Source organism: Ensifer sp. KUDG1 (genome assembly GCF_050434285.1).
In the GTDB taxonomy this organism is placed as follows: domain Bacteria; phylum Pseudomonadota; class Alphaproteobacteria; order Rhizobiales; family Rhizobiaceae; genus Ensifer.
In genome coordinates this window covers 464,009-479,781 of sequence record NZ_JBNDIG010000001.1, presented here as the reverse complement: position 1 = coordinate 479,781, position 15,773 = coordinate 464,009, and the positions used below count along the sequence as shown (strand labels likewise).

The following is a 15,773-nucleotide window of genomic DNA, read 5'->3' as shown; positions in this document are numbered from 1 at the left end:
CGTGTCTCAGGCGGCAACCGCCTCGCCGAGTTCCTTCGCCAAGGCGCCCATCAATTCTTCCCAGCCTCCGCGCCGGTACTCGAGCTTGTCGAGCCCGTCGAGGAAGGCGACCTGTTCGGTAAAGACGAGGCGCGTGCCGGTGCCCGCGGGCTGGATATCGACCGTGGCGACGGAGGCGGAAATCCGCCTGTCGTTCTGCGTCATCGTATAGGCAAAGATGATCCGGCGGTTCTCGACGATATCCAGATAGATGGTGTCGTCGTAATAGGTCGTCCCGTCGTCCACGCTGAAGCGACCGCTTTCGCGGCCGCCGACGCGGAAGTCGTGGGTGATCTGCGCCCCGGCTTCGACGTTGACGAACCAGCGCTCCTTTGCGGCCGGTTCCGAGAACGCCCTGAACACCTCGACCGGTGTTGCCTTGAAGTTGCGCTCAATAGTGAAGCTCGAATGTTCCACGGATCTGTCAGTCATGTCTTGCCTCCTCTGGGTCGGAAACTGATGGCTTATGATTAACTGGTTTCGAATATGAACTGCTATAATTTTGAAATCAGTTGAACGTTAGCGTCAGTGATGCGATAATGCAAGCGGTTTTAAAGAGGTGCCAATGAAGGACGACATGCGCTCGGGTTGCCCGATCAATCTTTCGCTCGAAGTGTTCGGCGACAAATGGAGCCTGCTGATCATTCGCGACATGATCTTCGGCGGCAAACGGCACTTCCGGGAGCTGCTGCGATCGCAGGAGGGCATCTCCTCGAACATCCTGGCGGACCGGCTGAAGATGCTGGTCGAACAGGGCATGCTGACGAAGCGTGACGACCCCACGCACAAGCAGAAGGCGATCTACAGCCTGACGGAAATGACGATTGCACTGGTGCCGATCATGGCCCAGCTTGGCGCCTGGGGGCGACGCTACCTGCCGGTCAGCGAAGAGCTCAGCATTCGTGCCGAACTCATGGAGAACGGCGGCCCGGCGCTCTGGGACCGCTTCATGGACGAGTTGCGGCACGACCATCTGGGGACGCCGCTCGACGGTCCTCCCAGGGTGCGCGCGACGCTGCAGGCCGCCTATGAAGAAGTGGTGGCCAGGAAAGCGCGCGAAGAGGCGACGGCCTGACGCTCCCCCATCATCCGCTCAGAGGCCGATCGCCGAGAGCATGACGAAGGTGGCAAACAGCACGAAATGCGTCATGCCCTCAATCGCGTTGGTCTGCCCGTCATTGAGGTTGATCGCCGCAACGATCAGCGTGATCGTCACCATCACCGTCTGAACCGGCGACATCGCCATCAGGAAGGGCTGGCCGGTATAGAGCGCGATTGCCTCCATCACCGGCACCGTCAGGATGACGGTCGAAAGCGAGGCGCCGAGCGCGATATTGACGACCGCCTGCATGCGGTTGGCGAGAGCGGCGCGCATGGCGGTCATGATCTCCGGGGAGGCGGAAATCGCCGCGACGACGATGGCCGTGACGGCGAGCGGTGCACCGCTCCCTTTCAAGCCTGAGGTCAGCAGCGACGACATTACTTCCGCCAGAAAGCCGATCAGCACGATGCCGAGTATGAGGATCACGATCGACGGCAGCACCGGTTGGTCCGGATCGCCTTGTCTCGCGCTCCCCTCTCCCTTCGCCTTCGGATAGCTGTAGCTGAAGAAGTAACTGTGCACGCCCACCTGCATGCGCAGGAACAGGGCGTAGAGCGTGATCATCGCGCCGATGGTGAAGGCCGAATAGAGATGCCATTTGGCCGCCGGCACGAATTCCGGCACGATCATCGAAATCCCCATCGCCGTCAGGATCATCACGCTGTAGGTGCGGGCGGAATCGTCGTTATAGGGCTGCTCGCCGTGCTTCAGGCCGCCGAGGAGGGCCGCGAGCCCCAGGATGCCGTTGATGTCGAGCATGACAGCCGCGTAGATCGTGTCGCGCACCAGTGTCGGAGACGTCTCGCTCGTCATCATGATCGCCAGGACGACGACTTCGACGAGCACTGCCGAGAGCGTCAGGATCATCGTGCCATAGGGATCGCCGACCTTCGACGCCAGCACCTCGGCGTGATGCGATACCCGCAGCGACGCAAGCACGATCGCGACCACCAGGCCGCCGGCAGCGAGAAGCGTTGCAAGGCGCCCCATTTCAAGCAGGTGATCTTCGAGCGCAAGTCCGGCGACCGCGGCAAGCATGGCGACGATCAGCAGGCGTTCCGCTTTCATGCGCATCAACAAAACGCCCTCCACCGAAAGCCTGCCTGCCCATCACCGGAACTATAGGGGCGACGCCCCGCAAAGCAAATGACGGGACGAGGACTATTTTCCTCCCGATTCTTTACCGCCCTGCAGCGTTTCGGTAGTGTGGCCGGGAACCAAAGCAGCAAGTGGCCGCCTGCCCGGCCTGGATCTCTCGTCATGTTGTCTCACGGCACGATCTGGCACGCTATCGACACCCTGGCCGAGCGCCACCAGCTCTCGCCTTCCGGTCTCGCGCGCCGTGCCGGCCTCGACCCGACCTCCTTCAACAAGTCCAAGCGTCGCTCCGCCGACGGGCGGGAGCGCTGGCCCTCGACGGAATCGATCGCCAAGGTGCTGGAGGCGACTGGCGCCACCATGGACCAGTTCACAAGCCTGCTGCAGCCGGACGGGGCCACAGCGCCTTCAGATCCTGTGGCCGCTGCCACGATCCCGCTGATCGGCTTTGCCCAGGCGGGTGCCGGCGGCTACTTCGACGACGGCGGCTTTCCCGCCGGTCAGGGCTGGGACGTCATCGATTTTCCCACGGATGCGGAAAAGCGCAGCGGCACCTATGCACTCGGGGTACAGGGAGACAGCATGCTGCCGCTCTACCGCGACGGCGACATCCTGATCGTCGACCCCGGCGCGCCGATCCGGCGTGGCGATCGCGTCGTGGTGAAGACGCAGGAGGGAGAGGTCATGGCAAAGGTGCTCACGCGCCAGACGCCGCGTGTGATCGAACTTCTGTCGCTCAATCCCGAGCATCCGAACCGCAGCTTCGAGACCAGCCAGATCGAATGGATCGCCCGGATCATCTGGGCCAGCCAATAGGACGTCCTTCCTGATGCGGCAGCATTTGTACACCCATGCCGGCGGCATCGCCGCAATCGCCCTTTTCACCGGCATCCTCTATGCGGGCGCCGTCGCCATCCGCGACCGCGAGACCGCCGCCACGCCGGAACTCGTTCTCGAAACGCCCGACATGACCGATTTCGAGGCGACGCCGGATCAGGCCGACGACGAGGTCCCGCTCGACCCCGGCGCGCCCTCCGGCGGCGCGACGAAGACCGGCGAACAACCGCAGGGCACCACCACGACGGAAAAGGCCGCGCGCGCCATCGAGCCCCAGCAGTTCGGCCTGCCCGACACCGTCACAAGCGCGCCGCTCGAGCGGGTGGAACCGCGCGCGCCGCTGTCGGAGCCGAAGAAGGAAGCGAAGGCCGCCGGGCCGACCGTGCTCTATCGTCCGGTCGCGGTTGCAGCCGGCGTGATCCAGTTCGACAAGCTGACCCTGCAGATCGACGGCATCGAGCCGGAGCAGGCGGAGCGGACCTGCGAGAGCGGCGGCAAGAGCTGGCCCTGCGGCATCGTCGCGCGAACCGCCTTTAGAAACTTCCTGCGCGCACGTGCGGTCAGCTGCGATCTGCCCGAAGCAGGTCCCGGCTCTTCGGCCACCGCCTCCTGCACGCTTGGCGGGCAGGATCTCGCCACCTGGCTCGTCGACAATGGCTGGGCGACACCGGTCGCGGGCTCCTCCCTCGAAAAACGCGCCGACGCGGCACGCCAGGCAAAGCTCGGTTTTTACGGTGACGATCCGCGCGACCTCAGCCAAACGCCGATGACCTTCGACGATCCGACCCTCGGCCTCGGAGTGGACGCCTCGCAGCCAGACTTGTAAACAGCCGCGACAATTCCCAGCTCTCGACCGTCTGCCGAAAGCAACAGACGGCCCGACTCTTTGAAACGACGCAACTCCGGATCAGGAACCACCCTCTCTCTGGAATTGCCCTACCGCCGGAAAGCCCCATGCTGCCAAGCCTCAGCCACCACGAAGCTCTCGTTTATGTCATGGTGATGATGTCGGCGGTCGACCGCGAGATGAGCAACGACGAGTTTGCCCGCATCGGCCGGCTGGTCCAGTTCCTGCCCGTGTTCGAAGGCTTCGACGAAGATAGCCTCGTCCATATCGGCCATGAATGTTCGGCACAGCTGGCGGCGCCCGAGGGGCTCGACATCATGCTCGAGATCGTGCGCGAAGCGTTGCCGGAGAAGTTCCACGAGACGGCCTACGCGCTCGCCGTCGAGATCGCGGCCGCCGACCAGCGCATCCGCAACGAAGAAATCCGCCTGCTGCAGCTGCTGCGCGACCGGCTTGGCCTCGACAAACTGACCTGCGCCGCCATCGAGCGCGGCGCGCTTGCCCGCTTCCGCCGATAGGCCGGCCGACGATCGCGCCGGGAAGCCCTGAAGCTCAGTAGATGCCGTTGGGGAAATAGCGCAGGTAGATTTCCTCCAACCGCCCGCTGCGCGACAACGCCAGCAGCGCGTGATCGATCGCCTGGGTCAGCGCCGGCTCCGACTTGCGGTTCATGATCGTCAGGCCTTCGCCGAGGAAGCGCTGTGAGAAGTAGGCGCCATCGACGAGCGCGCAGCAACCGCCGGCAGCGCTGCCAGAGATCCAGAAGGAAAGCTGCATGCCGTCGGAAAACACCGCCGGCACATCGCCCTTCTGCAGCGCCGTCAGCATCGCCTCGCGGTCGGGAAAGACCTTGGCCTCGATCTTCGGGAAGAACGCCTTGAACATCGCCTCATGCGTGGTTCCGGCGACGACACCGACCGGCTTGCCCTTCAGATCCTTCGGCGCGGCCACTGCGCCCGCCGCCTTGGTGTTGACCGCGAACCGTGCCGGAAGCCGCATGAAGGCGCGCGAAAAGCCGAAGCGCTGGCGCAGTTCCGGACCGACGGCGACGCCGGCGGCCACCGCCTCGCCCTGCCCCTCTTCCAGCGCCGGCAGCAGCTCCGCATAGGTCACCGCCTGGATCTGGCACTTGGCTTCGATGTCGAGCTCGCGGCAGATCTCGCGCACGAGATCCACATGAAATCCCGAAAGCTTGCCCGACTGGTCGATGAAGTTGAACGGCGGAAAGTCCACCGTCGTCAAAAAACGCAGGCGCGCGAGGCCCGTGAGGTCCGGCTTGGCGATGCGTTCGCGCGCATCGAAAAGGAGCGGCAGGTCCTTGGGCTGAGCCGCAAGCGGCGTTGCGATCAAGGACGCACAAAGGGCGAACAGGGAGAAAAGCTTCATGGGCAGCGGGCCGGCACGTCTCGTGTGTCAGATGCGGCCCTTAGAACCGCGGATGATTCATCCCATCCCAGGTTAGCCGTCCACGGCGCAACTGGCCATAGGCCTTATGCCATCGAGGCAATGAGCGGTCAGAAGGAATGGAGCGGGTGATCGGGATCGAACCGACGACATCCAGCTTGGGAAGCTGGCGTTCTACCGCTGAACTACACCCGCGGCGCCTGCGAAATTTCCCGAACCGGGGCGATCTGTCAAGCACCCTTGCGCCGGATCGCGCCAGGGTCGCTTCGAAATCCCCTACTCGGCGCGGAAATGCTTCGAGAGTTTCAGGCCCTGCGCCTGGTAGTTGGATCCGACACCGAGGCCGTAGAGACCATCCGGGCGTTCCAGCATGTGTTCGTAAATCAGGCGGCCGACGATCTGGCCGTGTTCGAGGATGAACGGCACCTCGTGGCTGCGCACTTCCAGCACCGCACGGCTGCCCGTGCCGCCAGCAGAGGCATGGCCGAACCCCGGATCGAAGAAACCGGCGTAATGCACGCGGAATTCGCCAACCAACGGATCGAACGGCGTCATCTCGGCCGCATAAAGCGGTGGCACATGCACGGCCTCGCGCGAGACGAGAATGTAGAACTCATCCGGGTCGAGGATCAGTTCGTCGCGGCCGCGGCTGTAGAGCGGCTCCCAGAAATCGAAGATCGCGTGCTGCGCCTTCTTGTCGACGTCGATAACCGCCGTGTGGTGCTTGCCGCGATAGCCGATCAGGCCTTCGGGCCCGGTACCCTTCAGATCGATCGACAGCGCGATACCGCCGCCGCTGACATTCGGCTTGTCGCTCGCCACCAGCACGTCGCTATCATGCAGCGCCTGCAATTCCTGCTCCGACAGGATCGATTGGCCCATGCGGAAGCGGATCTGCGACAGGCGCGAGCCGCGGCGCACGACGATCGGGAAGGTGCGCGGGCTGATTTCGAGATAGAGCGGACCGCTGTAGCCGGCCGGGATCTTGTCGAATTCCTGGGCGCGGTCGGTGATGACGCGGGTGAAGATGTCGAGGCGGCCGGTCGAGCTCTTCGGGTTGGCCGAGGCCGACATGCCCTTGGGCAGCGCCAGGCTTTCCATCAGCGGAACGATGTAGACGCAGCCGGTCTCCAGCACCGCACCCTCGGTCAGGTCGACCACGTGCAGCTTCAGCCGGTCGAGCTTGTCGGCAACGAGATGAGATGGACCCGGCATGAAGCTCGCGCGGACGCGAAAAGCCTTGGCGCCGAGGCGCAGGTCGAGGCTTGCCGGCTGGATCTGATCGTCATCCAGCGGCTTCTCGCTCTTCAAGCGTCCCGATTCGAACAGCGCGGCGATCGCGCGATCGGCCAAAATCCCAGTGTCGCGGCCCATTGCAGTCCTCTTTTCAGTTGCGAGACAAAACCAAACTCCGGGAATTGACGCAAGCGTACCCTGGCAGTATTGAAGCTTTATCCCGTGGTGATTTGGCCGGTCGGCTTGCAGCCACGTTAAACAAGTAGCTAAAAAGGCCGGGTGTCAAACCGGCCCTTCACGCGGCCGGTTTTTTTGTTTTTGAAAGTGATCGTCACATGAGCAAAAACTGGCGCCCCGCAACGCAACTGGTCCATGGCGGCACGACCCGCTCCCAGCACGGCGAGACCTCCGAAGCGATCTTCCTCACCCAGGGCTTCGTCTACGAGACCTCTGAAGCCGCCGAGGCGCGCTTCAAGGGCGAGACCGAAGGTTTCATCTACGCCCGCTACGGCAGCCCGACCAACGACATGTTCGAAAAGCGCATGTGCATGCTGGAAGGCGCTGAAGACGCGCGCGCCACCGCATCGGGCATGGCCGCGGTCACCGCCGCCATCCTCTGCCAGCTGAAGGCCGGCGATCATATCGTCGCCGCCCGCGCGCTCTTCGGCTCCTGCCGTTGGGTGGTCGAGACGCTGGCGCCGAAATACGGCATCGAGTGCACGCTGGTTGACGGGCGCGATCTCGCCAACTGGGAAAAGGCGATCCAGAAGAACACCAAAGTCTTCTTCCTCGAAAGCCCGACCAACCCGACGCTTGAAGTCATCGACATTGCCGGCGTCGCCAAGCTCGCCAACCAGATCGGCGCCAAGGTCGTCGTCGACAACGTCTTTGCGACGCCGCTCTTCCAGAAGCCGCTCGAACTGGGCGCCCATATCGTCGTCTATTCCGCCACCAAGCATATCGACGGCCAGGGCCGTTGCCTCGGCGGCGTGGTGCTTTCCGACAAGGAATGGATCAACGAGCACCTGCACGACTACTTCCGCCACACCGGCCCGGCGATGTCGCCGTTCAACGCCTGGACGCTGCTGAAGGGCATCGAGACGCTGCCACTGCGCGTGCGTCAGCAGACGGAAACAGCCCGCCGCGTCGCAGACTTCCTGGCGGAACAACCGCAGGTCGCCAAGGTCATCTATCCCGGCCGCAAGGACCACCCGCAGGCCGACATCATCGCCAAGCAGATGACCGGCGGCTCGACGCTCGTCGCCTTCGAGCTGAAGGGCGGCAAGGACGCTGCCTTCGCGCTGCAGAATGCGCTGGAGATCGTGCGCATCTCCAACAACCTCGGCGACAGCAAGAGCCTGATCACCCATCCGGCCACGACCACGCACAAGAACCTGACCGACGAGGCCCGTACGGAGCTCGGCATGTCAGCCGGCACCGTGCGCTTCTCGGCTGGTATCGAGGACAGCGACGACGTGGTGGAAGATTTCGCCCGCGCGCTGAAGGCGGTGAAGGCCTGATTTACGAAGACGCGGCCGCCGTGACCAACGGCGGCCGACGCCCTTGCCGGCCGTCACAAGATGGTTTCCGGCGGCCCAGCGCCAGGGCGCCAAGCCGGTTTCACCCGCGCGATCCCGTCAGCACGACCATCTGTCCCATCGTGGGATCGCACAATCTTGCCGTTATTCTTGACGAAACCATCTTGCTGTAGAATACCCTGAAAGACCTGAAGCAAGGTGATGCCCATGTATCGCGCTTTGACCCGCGACATAGAAGTTACGGTGGAGCCGTACTATCTCGAAGAACAGTCGGATCCCGATGACGGCCGTTATGTCTGGGGCTATCGCATCGTCATCTCAAACCACTCGGACGCGACCGTGCGGTTGATGACGCGCTACTGGCACATTACCGATGAGAATGGGCAAGTCGACGAGGTCAGCGGTCCGGGCGTCATCGGCGAGCAGCCGCTGCTCAATCCCGGCGATACCTATGAGTATTCGTCCGGATGCCCGCTGGATACGCCCTCGGGCGTGATGTTCGGTCACTACAGCATGGAATCGGAAGGCGGAGAGACGTTCAACGTGGCCATCCCCGCCTTCTCGCTCGATTCACCCGGGCTCGTGCGCACCCTGAACTGAAGCCAATCCGGAACAGCCTGTCCTTCACTGACGTCGCTCTAACTCGCGGCCAGTCGACCGGAGGCGCCCGCTACTGCGGGCGCACCTCGCTAGCTTCGAAGCGATAGGTCGTCGAGCAGAACTCGCAGGTAACCTTGACTTCGCCATCGTCGATGGTGCTTTCGAGGTCGTCCGTGCTCAGGTTCGACAACACCGACTGAAGCTTTTCGCGCGAGCAGCTGCAACGGTCATAGACCGCCTGCGGTTCATAGACGCGGACGCCGCGCTCGTGGAACAGGCGATAGAGCAGCCGCTCGGTTCCGACCATCGGATCGGTCAACTCGTCCATGTCGATCGTTTCGACCATCACCTTGGCTTCAGCCCAGAGATCGTCGTCCTCGAACGCGCTTTCGCCGTCATCGCCGTCGCCGCCCGAGAGGTCGGGCTGGCGCATGCGCTCCGGTGCTTCGGGCAGGAACTGCGCGACCATGCCGCCGGCGCGCCAGCGATGCCGCGGCTTGCCGTTTTCGTCGCGATCGAGAAGCTCGGCCACGCCCAGGCGCACCTTGGTCGGGATCTGCTCCGACTGACGGAAATAGACGCCGGCGATTTCTTCCAGCGTCGCTCCGTCGAGCGCAACGATACCCTGGTAACGCTGGGTATGGGCGCCCTGGTCGATGGTGAAGGCGAGCACGCCCTTTCCGAGCAACTCGTGCGAAAGGGTCCGGCCGTCCTTTTCGGCAGCCGCAAGTGCTTCCTGATCGTAGCGGGCATAGGCGCGCACGCGATCCGGCGTCGAGAAATCGGCGACCACCAGATCGACGGGGCCATCGCCCTGGGTCTGGACGATCAGCTTGCCTTCGAACTTCAGCGAGGTCCCGAGCAACACAGTGAGCACGACGGTTTCAGCAACCAGGCGCGCAACCGGAAGCGGATAGTTGTGGCGCTCGAGGATTGCGTCCAGCATCGGGCCGAGCTGCACGGCGCGGCCGCGCACGTCGAGGCCTTCCACCTGGAAAGGCACGACGTGATCGTCACCGGCAAAGTCGAACTCACCAAGCCCTGGCGTCATGTCGGTCATGTCTTGCTCCTTGCCTTCAGCCACCAAGCTGCACCAGAGATATTGCTATCCCCGCGCAACGTGCTCGCTGTCTCAGTTGATCCCGCGATAAACGGATTGTCCACCAGGTATGTGCCGCCGCCATAGCAACGCACCACCTCGACGGTTGCGCGCTCACTACTTTCAGGAGCGCCCGTATGCCGCCTAAATCGTGTCGCACGTGGACAATGTCAAGTGCGGTGCACACGCCCCTATACGGCGCACGCTCGGCGGAGCGCACTGAAGCCTCTTCGCCGCCGTCGCGCGCGACCGGGCAGCCGGCTCAGACGAGCCCCATGCACCAGGCAATGACCGACTTCTGTGCGTGCAGCCGGTTTTCCGCCTCGTCGAAGACCACGGACTGCGGGCCGTCGATCACATCGTCGGTCACCTCTTCGCCGCGGTGCGCCGGCAGGCAGTGCATGAACAGCGCATCGGAGGCCGCACGCTTCATCAGCGCCTCGTTGACCTGGTAGGGCTGGAAGACGTTGTGGCCGCGGGCGCGATGTTCCTGGTTCATCGAAATCCACGTGTCGGTCACGACGCAATTAGCGTCGGCGACGGCCTGCTCGGCATCATGACACAAGAGGACCTCGCCGCCATTGTTGCGCGCCCAATTCAGGAACTTGTCCTGCGGCTCGGAGCCGAGCGGCACGGCCATGTTCATGCGATAGCCGAAACGGGCGGAACCTTCGATCAGCGAATGCAGAACGTTGTTGCCGTCGCCGGTCCAGGCAATCGTCTTGCCCTTCACCGGGCCGCGATGCTCCTCGAAGGTGAGAATATCGGCCATGATCTGGCACGGGTGGGTATCGTCGGTCAGGCCGTTGATGACGGGGACCGTCGCATGTTCGGCCAGCTCCAGAAGACGGCGGTGGTCGGTGGTGCGGATCATGATGGCGTCGACGTAACGCGACAGGACCTTGGCCGTGTCGCCAATCGTCTCGGCGCGGCCGAGCTGCATTTCGGTGCCCGACAGAAACAGGGTTTCGCCGCCGAGCTGGCGCATGCCGACATCGAAGGAAACGCGGGTGCGGGTGGAGGGCTTTTCGAAGATCATCGCCAGCATCTTGCCGGCGAGCGGCTTCTCGGCGGTTCCGGCCTTGGTCGCCGCCTTTCGGACGCGCGCATCGTCGATGATCGTCCGGAGGTCGGCGGCCGTCATGGCCGAAAGATCGAGAAAATGTCTGGTGCCTGCCATCGTACTCGGTTCCTGTCTGAAAAATCGATCCCCGGTGCGGCACGCCATATACGTGCTCGCACGAAGGTCATTCTAGCGCCATAGTCGGCCTTGGGTCGCTACCTTCAGGCCGCGGCGTTGCCGCTTGCCTTGCGAACCGCCTCGGCGGCGCGTTCGATACGTGCCAGGCCCTCGCGGGCCTCCTCGGCCGTGATCGTCAGCGGCGGCAGCAAACGCAGTACGTTTTCGCCGGCCGGCACAGCCAGAAGCTTCTCCGCGCGAATTTCCTTCAGCAGATCGGCCGAAGGGCCCTTCACCTTGATGCCCAGCATCAGACCGTCGCCTCGGATCTCCTCGATGACATCAGGGAAACGGTCCTTGAGCGACGCAAGACCCTGGCGGAAGACCAGCGCGACATCGCGCACATGCGTGAGGAACCCGTCGGCCAGAACGACGTCGAGCACGGCATTGCCGACGGCCATGGCCAGCGGATTGCCGCCATAGGTGGAGCCGTGCGTGCCCGCCACCATGCCAGATGCGGCTTCCTCGGTCGCCAGGCACGCGCCGAACGGGAAGCCCCCGCCGATGCCCTTGGCGACCGCCATGATATCCGGGCGGATGTCGGCCCATTCATAGGCAAACAGCTTGCCGGTACGGCCGACGCCGGTCTGAACCTCGTCCAGGATCAGGAGCAGGCCGAACTCGTCGCAAAGCGCGCGCAGTTCCTGCATGAACTCCTTGGTCGCCGGGCGGATACCGCCCTCGCCCTGGATCGGCTCGATCAGGATCGCTGCGGTTTCCTCGGTGATCGCATTCTTGACGGCAGCGATGTCGCCGAACGGGACCTGGTAGAAGCCCGGCGCTTTCGGACCGAAACCTTCGATGTATTTCTGCTGACCGCCGGCGGCGATCGTCGCGATCGTGCGGCCGTGGAAAGCCCCCTCGAAGGTGATGACGTGGAATTTCTCCGGGTGACCCTTGGAGAAGTGGTAACGCCGTGCCGTCTTGATGGCGCATTCCAGCGCCTCTGCGCCGGAATTGGTGAAGAACACCTTGTCGGCAAAGGTGACTGCGGTCAGCCGGCGACCGAGGCTTTCCTGGCCCGCAATCTCATAGAGGTTGGACAGGTGCCAAACCTTGTCGGCCTGCGCCTTCAGCGCTTCGACGAGGTGGGGATGCGCGTGGCCAAGCGAATTCACGGCAACACCGGCGCCGAAATCGAGATAACGCGTCCCGTCTTCAGCGATCAGCCAGGCGCCCTCTCCTCGCTCGAAACGCAACGGCGCGCGCATGTAGGTATCGTAAAGCGGCGTTGTTGCAGTCATGCGAGGCTCTCCTTCACTCCAGATCGACATCGATCCCGCGCCTCACGCGGGCCGATAAAAATCAAAAATGCCGCCTTTCGGCGGCGCAGGCACTATTCCCATTTCGCGCTGCAATGTCAACAAAACCAAGCCTTGCAGCGCAACATGAAGGGTCGATTCCTGGCAGCAGAAAAATCGTCCGGGAGGGCTTGCAAAAATGCAACGCCGGCCGAGCAAGTTGGGGAAAACTACGAAATCGATTCGGCCTGATTCCCGGGACTCTTGCCACAGAGTCCAGCGGTCAGTACGTTAACATTCAATTACTAGACGCATGCGGCGGACCTAGTCACCAAAAGAGTTATCGCGTTTGCAACCCCGGGGTTCAGCCGGGGTGCGGTGAGGGATTCTGCCATCCCCAACGCTGAGAACGGAGAGTGCAGAAATGAACTGGACTGACGAGCGGGTGGAGAAACTGAAGAAGCTTTGGTCCGAGGGCCTGAGCGCGAGCCAGATCGCGGCACAGCTCGGCGGCGTCAGCCGTAACGCTGTCATCGGCAAGGTTCACCGCCTGAGCCTGCCAGGTCGCGCCAAGGCCGGCGGTAGCACCACGACGGCGGCCCGTCCGAAGCGCCCGACCTCGGCACCGCGTGCGCCGAACTACGCTTCGCGCGTTTCGGCCCGCCCGGTTGCACGCACGGCCGGCGCTGTCGTTCTCAAGGAAGAAATCGAAGTCGATCTCGTTGCCGAGCAGGATTTCAGCACCCGGACCGACGTTGTCGTGCCGATGTCGCGCCGCCTCGAGCTGACCCAGCTCACCGAGCGCACCTGCAAGTGGCCGATCGGCGACCCGCTGAAGGAAGAGTTTCACTTCTGCGGCAACGATTCCCCGGAATCGTCGCCTTACTGCACCTTCCATGCGCGGCTGGCCTACCAGCCGTCGGGCGAGCGCCGCAGGGCCCGCTAAGAAGCCGGACAGCATCAATAAAAAAGGGGCCGATCGGCCCCTTTTTTTGTTGGAGACTTCCGGATCTGTCAGCTTTCGAGCGAATAGCCGGCGCCGCGAACGGTGCGGATGACGTCGGGCATGTTCGAGAAATTCAGAGCCTTGCGCAGGCGACCGACATGCACGTCGACGGTGCGTTCGTCGACATAGATGTCATGGCCCCAGACGCCATCCAGAAGCTGCGAGCGCGAGAAGACGCGGCCCGGCGAGGACATCAGGAACTCCAGAAGACGGAACTCGGTCGGGCCGAGGCGCACTTCGCGGCTGCGGCGGTGAACGCGATGGGTCTCGCGGTCGAGCTCGATGTCGCCGCAGCGAAGCAGCGTCGACAGGACCTCGGGCTTTGCCCGGCGCAGCATCGCCTTGACGCGCGCCATCAGCTCCGGCGTGGAGAATGGCTTGACCACATAGTCGTCGGCGCCGGTCGCCAAACCCCGGACGCGCTCGCTTTCCTCGCCGCGCGCCGTCAGCATGATGATCGGCAGGCGCTCCGTCTCCGGGCGCTGGCGCAGCCGGCGGCAAAGCTCGATGCCGGAAACACCGGGCAGCATCCAGTCGAGGATGAGCAGGTCGGGCAGCCGCTCCTGAAGCCGGATCTCCGCCTCGTCGCCCCTGAGGATCGTGTCGACGTCGAAGCCCTCGGCTTCCAGATTGTAACGCAGCAGAACGCTCAGCGCCTCTTCGTCTTCGACTACGGCGATTTTTGGCAACATCAGGTAACGTCTCCTTACCGCGGGCGACCCTTGGGCTCATCGGCCCGGCCGGCGCTCAGACACTCTAAATCTGGAGCACGTCCGCCGATTTCAAAGGCGGGGCGAAAACCGCGTGCTTCAGATACAGGAATTCGGGGCCGCGACCGAAGCCGCGACCGGATCAGATTTCAAAGGGCATGCATGCTTACGGCGCGCTCGGCGCTCAGTCGTTGACCGAGCCCAGCGTCGACGTGGTGTCATCCTTCGGGCGCTCGCCTTCCGGCTGGGCACCCGTCGCCATGTAATAGATCGTCTCGGCGATGTTGGTCGCGTGGTCGCCGATGCGCTCGATGTTCTTGGCGCAGAACAGAAGATGCGTGCAGGGCGTGATGTTGCGCGGATCTTCCATCATGTAGGTCAGCAGTTCGCGGAACAGCGAGGTGTAGATCGCATCGATCTCCTCGTCGCGCTCGCGGATGCTGTTGGCCTTCTCCGGCGAGCGCGAGGCGTAGACGTCGAGCACTTCCTTGAGCTGGACCAGAGCGAGCTCCGCCAGGTGCTCCAGGCCGCGGGCGAGCTTGCGCGGAATACCGGATCCGGCGACCGCGATCACGCGCTTGGCGGTGTTCTTGCCGAGATCGCCGACGCGCTCCAGATCGGAGGCGATGCGGATCGAACCCATGATCTCGCGCAGGTCGGCGGCGACCGGCTGGCGCTTGGCGATGGTGACGATCGCCTTCTCGCCGATCTGGCGCTCGGCGTCGTCGAGAACGGTGTCGTCCGAGATCACCTTCTGCGCGAGAGCGAGGTCGGAATTGACCAGCGCGCGAACGGATTCAGCGACCATCTGCTCGGCGAGACCGCCCATCTCCGAGATGCGGCGCGTCAGGTACTTCAGTTCTTCGTCATAGGCGGACATGATATGCATGGACATGATCGTCGATCCTTACGGGCGCTTTGCAGTTACTGTTGCAGCCTTATGCGGCCTCAGCCGAAGCGGCCCATGATGTAATCCTGGGTGCGCTGGTCATCCGGATTGGTGAACATCTTGTCGGTGTCGTTCTCCTCGACGAGATTGCCGAGGTGGAACATGGCGGTGCGCTGCGAAACGCGGGCGGCCTGCTGCATCGAGTGGGTCACGATGACAATCGTGAAGTTCGTGCGCAGTTCGTGGATGAGTTCCTCGACCTTGGCGGTCGCAATCGGGTCGAGCGCAGAGCAGGGCTCGTCCATCAGGATGACTTCCGGGCTGACGGCGACGGCACGGGCGATGCAGAGGCGCTGCTGCTGACCACCGGAAAGGCCAGTACCCGGCTCCTGCAGGCGGTCCTTTACTTCGTTCCACAGACCGGCCTTCTGCAGGCTGGTCTCGACCACTTCGTCAAAGTCGGCCTTGGTGCGGGCAAGTCCGTGGATGCGCGGACCGTAGGCGACGTTGTCGTAGATCGACTTCGGGAACGGGTTCGGCTTCTGGAAGACCATGCCGACGCGGGCGCGCAGTTCGACGACGTCGATCGTCGGGTCGTAGATGTCGTCTTCGTCGAGCGTGATCTTGCCGGTGACGCGGCAGTTCTCGATCGTGTCGTTCATGCGGTTCAGCGTGCGCAGGAAGGTCGACTTGCCGCAACCCGAAGGACCGATCAGCGCCGTGACCGTGTTCTCGCGGATGTTGAGGTTGACGTCGAAAAGCGCGCGCTTCTCGCCGTAATAGACCGACACATCCTTGCCGATCATCTTGTAGGGCACGGTGTTCATTTTCTGATCCAGGGCCTTCTCGACTGCTGCTTCTGACATGATGTTCATAGTAATTACCTC

At 63.3% G+C, this 15,773-nt stretch carries 17 protein-coding genes, 1 tRNA gene and 1 riboswitch; of the genes, 7 read left to right on the top strand and 11 right to left on the bottom strand.

The annotated features are described in order from the left end of the window. Positions 1 to 6: 6 nt before the first annotated feature. Positions 7 to 471 (bottom strand): SRPBCC family protein, encoded by a 465-nt coding sequence (locus M2267_RS02435; RefSeq protein WP_429112255.1) that lies wholly within the window; start codon positions 469 to 471, stop codon positions 7 to 9. A gap of 133 nt (positions 472 to 604) precedes the next feature. Here M2267_RS02435 and M2267_RS02430 point away from each other — a divergent pair, with 133 nt between their 5' ends. After that, complete coding sequence (locus M2267_RS02430) at positions 605 to 1,114, top strand: winged helix-turn-helix transcriptional regulator (protein WP_043622393.1); 510 nt, start codon at positions 605 to 607, stop codon at positions 1,112 to 1,114. 18 nt (positions 1,115 to 1,132) lie between these two features. On the opposite strand, the gene M2267_RS02425 is transcribed toward M2267_RS02430, so the two are convergent. Further along, entirely contained in the window at positions 1,133 to 2,215 is a 1,083-nt protein-coding gene (locus tag M2267_RS02425; RefSeq protein ID WP_429112253.1) for a calcium:proton antiporter, read from the bottom strand. 186 nt (positions 2,216 to 2,401) lie between these two features. On the opposite strand from M2267_RS02425, the gene M2267_RS02420 reads away from it, so the two are divergent. From M2267_RS02420 to M2267_RS02410, 3 genes are all read left to right on the top strand, one after another. Further along, a complete protein-coding gene (locus M2267_RS02420; RefSeq protein ID WP_429112252.1) occupies positions 2,402 to 3,055 on the top strand; it encodes a S24 family peptidase in 654 nt (217 codons plus the stop codon). Positions 3,056 to 3,068: 13 nt separating this feature from the next. Beyond that, positions 3,069 to 3,902 (top strand): thermonuclease family protein, encoded by an 834-nt coding sequence (locus M2267_RS02415; protein ID WP_429112250.1) that lies wholly within the window; start codon positions 3,069 to 3,071, stop codon positions 3,900 to 3,902. Positions 3,903 to 4,030: 128 nt separating this feature from the next. Next, the gene (locus M2267_RS02410; protein WP_429112248.1) at positions 4,031 to 4,441 is read left to right on the top strand and encodes a tellurite resistance TerB family protein; all 411 of its coding nucleotides are present in this window, start codon (positions 4,031 to 4,033) and stop codon (positions 4,439 to 4,441) included. 34 nt (positions 4,442 to 4,475) lie between these two features. Here the strand turns inward: M2267_RS02410 and M2267_RS02405 are convergent, their stop codons facing one another. The 3 genes from M2267_RS02405 to M2267_RS02395 form a co-directional block, all read right to left on the bottom strand. Then, the gene (locus tag M2267_RS02405; RefSeq protein ID WP_429112246.1) at positions 4,476 to 5,309 is read right to left on the bottom strand and encodes a transporter substrate-binding domain-containing protein; all 834 of its coding nucleotides are present in this window, start codon (positions 5,307 to 5,309) and stop codon (positions 4,476 to 4,478) included. Positions 5,310 to 5,447: 138 nt separating this feature from the next. Continuing rightward, a tRNA-Gly gene (locus tag M2267_RS02400) sits at positions 5,448 to 5,522 on the bottom strand. 81 nt (positions 5,523 to 5,603) lie between these two features. After that, entirely contained in the window at positions 5,604 to 6,701 is a 1,098-nt protein-coding gene (locus M2267_RS02395; RefSeq protein ID WP_043622376.1) for a 2'-deoxycytidine 5'-triphosphate deaminase, read from the bottom strand. A gap of 74 nt (positions 6,702 to 6,775) precedes the next feature. Next, a riboswitch (SAM riboswitch) is annotated at positions 6,776 to 6,854 on the top strand. Between the two features lie 44 nt (positions 6,855 to 6,898). Between M2267_RS02395 and M2267_RS02390 the strand changes: the two genes are divergently transcribed. Beyond that, positions 6,899 to 8,083 (top strand): O-succinylhomoserine sulfhydrylase, encoded by a 1,185-nt coding sequence (locus tag M2267_RS02390; protein ID WP_043622374.1) that lies wholly within the window; start codon positions 6,899 to 6,901, stop codon positions 8,081 to 8,083. Positions 8,084 to 8,308: 225 nt separating this feature from the next. Continuing rightward, positions 8,309 to 8,701: a Co2+/Mg2+ efflux protein ApaG gene (gene apaG, locus M2267_RS02385; RefSeq protein ID WP_043622371.1), complete on the top strand. Its 393-nt coding sequence runs from the start codon at positions 8,309 to 8,311 to the stop codon at positions 8,699 to 8,701. A gap of 70 nt (positions 8,702 to 8,771) precedes the next feature. On the opposite strand, the gene M2267_RS02380 is transcribed toward apaG, so the two are convergent. From M2267_RS02380 to M2267_RS02370, 3 genes are all read right to left on the bottom strand, one after another. Next, positions 8,772 to 9,761 (bottom strand): Hsp33 family molecular chaperone, encoded by a 990-nt coding sequence (locus tag M2267_RS02380; protein ID WP_043622368.1) that lies wholly within the window; start codon positions 9,759 to 9,761, stop codon positions 8,772 to 8,774. A 301-nt stretch (positions 9,762 to 10,062) separates the two neighbouring features. After that, positions 10,063 to 10,980: an ornithine carbamoyltransferase gene (argF, locus tag M2267_RS02375; RefSeq protein WP_043622364.1), complete on the bottom strand. Its 918-nt coding sequence runs from the start codon at positions 10,978 to 10,980 to the stop codon at positions 10,063 to 10,065. A 104-nt stretch (positions 10,981 to 11,084) separates the two neighbouring features. Continuing rightward, the gene (locus tag M2267_RS02370) at positions 11,085 to 12,284 is read right to left on the bottom strand and encodes an aspartate aminotransferase family protein (protein ID WP_043622361.1); all 1,200 of its coding nucleotides are present in this window, start codon (positions 12,282 to 12,284) and stop codon (positions 11,085 to 11,087) included. Positions 12,285 to 12,705: 421 nt separating this feature from the next. Here M2267_RS02370 and M2267_RS02365 point away from each other — a divergent pair, with 421 nt between their 5' ends. Then, the gene (locus tag M2267_RS02365) at positions 12,706 to 13,227 is read left to right on the top strand and encodes a GcrA family cell cycle regulator (protein ID WP_043622357.1); all 522 of its coding nucleotides are present in this window, start codon (positions 12,706 to 12,708) and stop codon (positions 13,225 to 13,227) included. A gap of 68 nt (positions 13,228 to 13,295) precedes the next feature. Here M2267_RS02365 and phoB read toward each other — a convergent pair whose 3' ends face one another. The 3 genes from phoB to pstB form a co-directional block, all read right to left on the bottom strand. Next, entirely contained in the window at positions 13,296 to 13,979 is a 684-nt protein-coding gene (gene phoB / locus M2267_RS02360) for a phosphate regulon transcriptional regulator PhoB (RefSeq protein ID WP_034797168.1), read from the bottom strand. Between the two features lie 202 nt (positions 13,980 to 14,181). Then, a complete protein-coding gene (gene phoU / locus M2267_RS02355) occupies positions 14,182 to 14,895 on the bottom strand; it encodes a phosphate signaling complex protein PhoU (RefSeq protein ID WP_089043230.1) in 714 nt (237 codons plus the stop codon). 50 nt (positions 14,896 to 14,945) lie between these two features. Then, on the bottom strand, positions 14,946 to 15,761 hold the full coding sequence (gene pstB, locus M2267_RS02350) for a phosphate ABC transporter ATP-binding protein PstB (RefSeq protein ID WP_034797173.1): 816 nt from the start codon (positions 15,759 to 15,761) through the stop codon (positions 14,946 to 14,948). Between the last annotated feature and the right edge of the window lie 12 nt (positions 15,762 to 15,773).

Bases quoted from the DNA above. Each gene is read 5' to 3' on its own strand.
- M2267_RS02435 (WP_429112255.1), bottom strand. From the start codon at position 471: ATGACTGACAGATCCGTGGAACATTCGAGCTTCACTATTGAGCGCAAC.
- M2267_RS02430 (WP_043622393.1), top strand. From the start codon at position 605: ATGAAGGACGACATGCGCTCGGGTTGCCCGATCAATCTTTCGCTCGAA.
- M2267_RS02425 (WP_429112253.1), bottom strand. From the start codon at position 2,215: ATGCGCATGAAAGCGGAACGCCTGCTGATCGTCGCCATGCTTGCCGCG.
- M2267_RS02420 (WP_429112252.1), top strand. From the start codon at position 2,402: ATGTTGTCTCACGGCACGATCTGGCACGCTATCGACACCCTGGCCGAG.
- M2267_RS02415 (WP_429112250.1), top strand. From the start codon at position 3,069: ATGCGGCAGCATTTGTACACCCATGCCGGCGGCATCGCCGCAATCGCC.
- M2267_RS02410 (WP_429112248.1), top strand. From the start codon at position 4,031: ATGCTGCCAAGCCTCAGCCACCACGAAGCTCTCGTTTATGTCATGGTG.
- M2267_RS02405 (WP_429112246.1), bottom strand. From the start codon at position 5,309: ATGAAGCTTTTCTCCCTGTTCGCCCTTTGTGCGTCCTTGATCGCAACG.
- M2267_RS02395 (WP_043622376.1), bottom strand. From the start codon at position 6,701: ATGGGCCGCGACACTGGGATTTTGGCCGATCGCGCGATCGCCGCGCTG.
- M2267_RS02390 (WP_043622374.1), top strand. From the start codon at position 6,899: ATGAGCAAAAACTGGCGCCCCGCAACGCAACTGGTCCATGGCGGCACG.
- apaG (WP_043622371.1), top strand. From the start codon at position 8,309: ATGTATCGCGCTTTGACCCGCGACATAGAAGTTACGGTGGAGCCGTAC.
- M2267_RS02380 (WP_043622368.1), bottom strand. From the start codon at position 9,761: ATGACCGACATGACGCCAGGGCTTGGTGAGTTCGACTTTGCCGGTGAC.
- argF (WP_043622364.1), bottom strand. From the start codon at position 10,980: ATGGCAGGCACCAGACATTTTCTCGATCTTTCGGCCATGACGGCCGCC.
- M2267_RS02370 (WP_043622361.1), bottom strand. From the start codon at position 12,284: ATGACTGCAACAACGCCGCTTTACGATACCTACATGCGCGCGCCGTTG.
- M2267_RS02365 (WP_043622357.1), top strand. From the start codon at position 12,706: ATGAACTGGACTGACGAGCGGGTGGAGAAACTGAAGAAGCTTTGGTCC.
- phoB (WP_034797168.1), bottom strand. From the start codon at position 13,979: ATGTTGCCAAAAATCGCCGTAGTCGAAGACGAAGAGGCGCTGAGCGTT.
- pstB (WP_034797173.1), bottom strand. From the start codon at position 15,761: ATGAACATCATGTCAGAAGCAGCAGTCGAGAAGGCCCTGGATCAGAAA.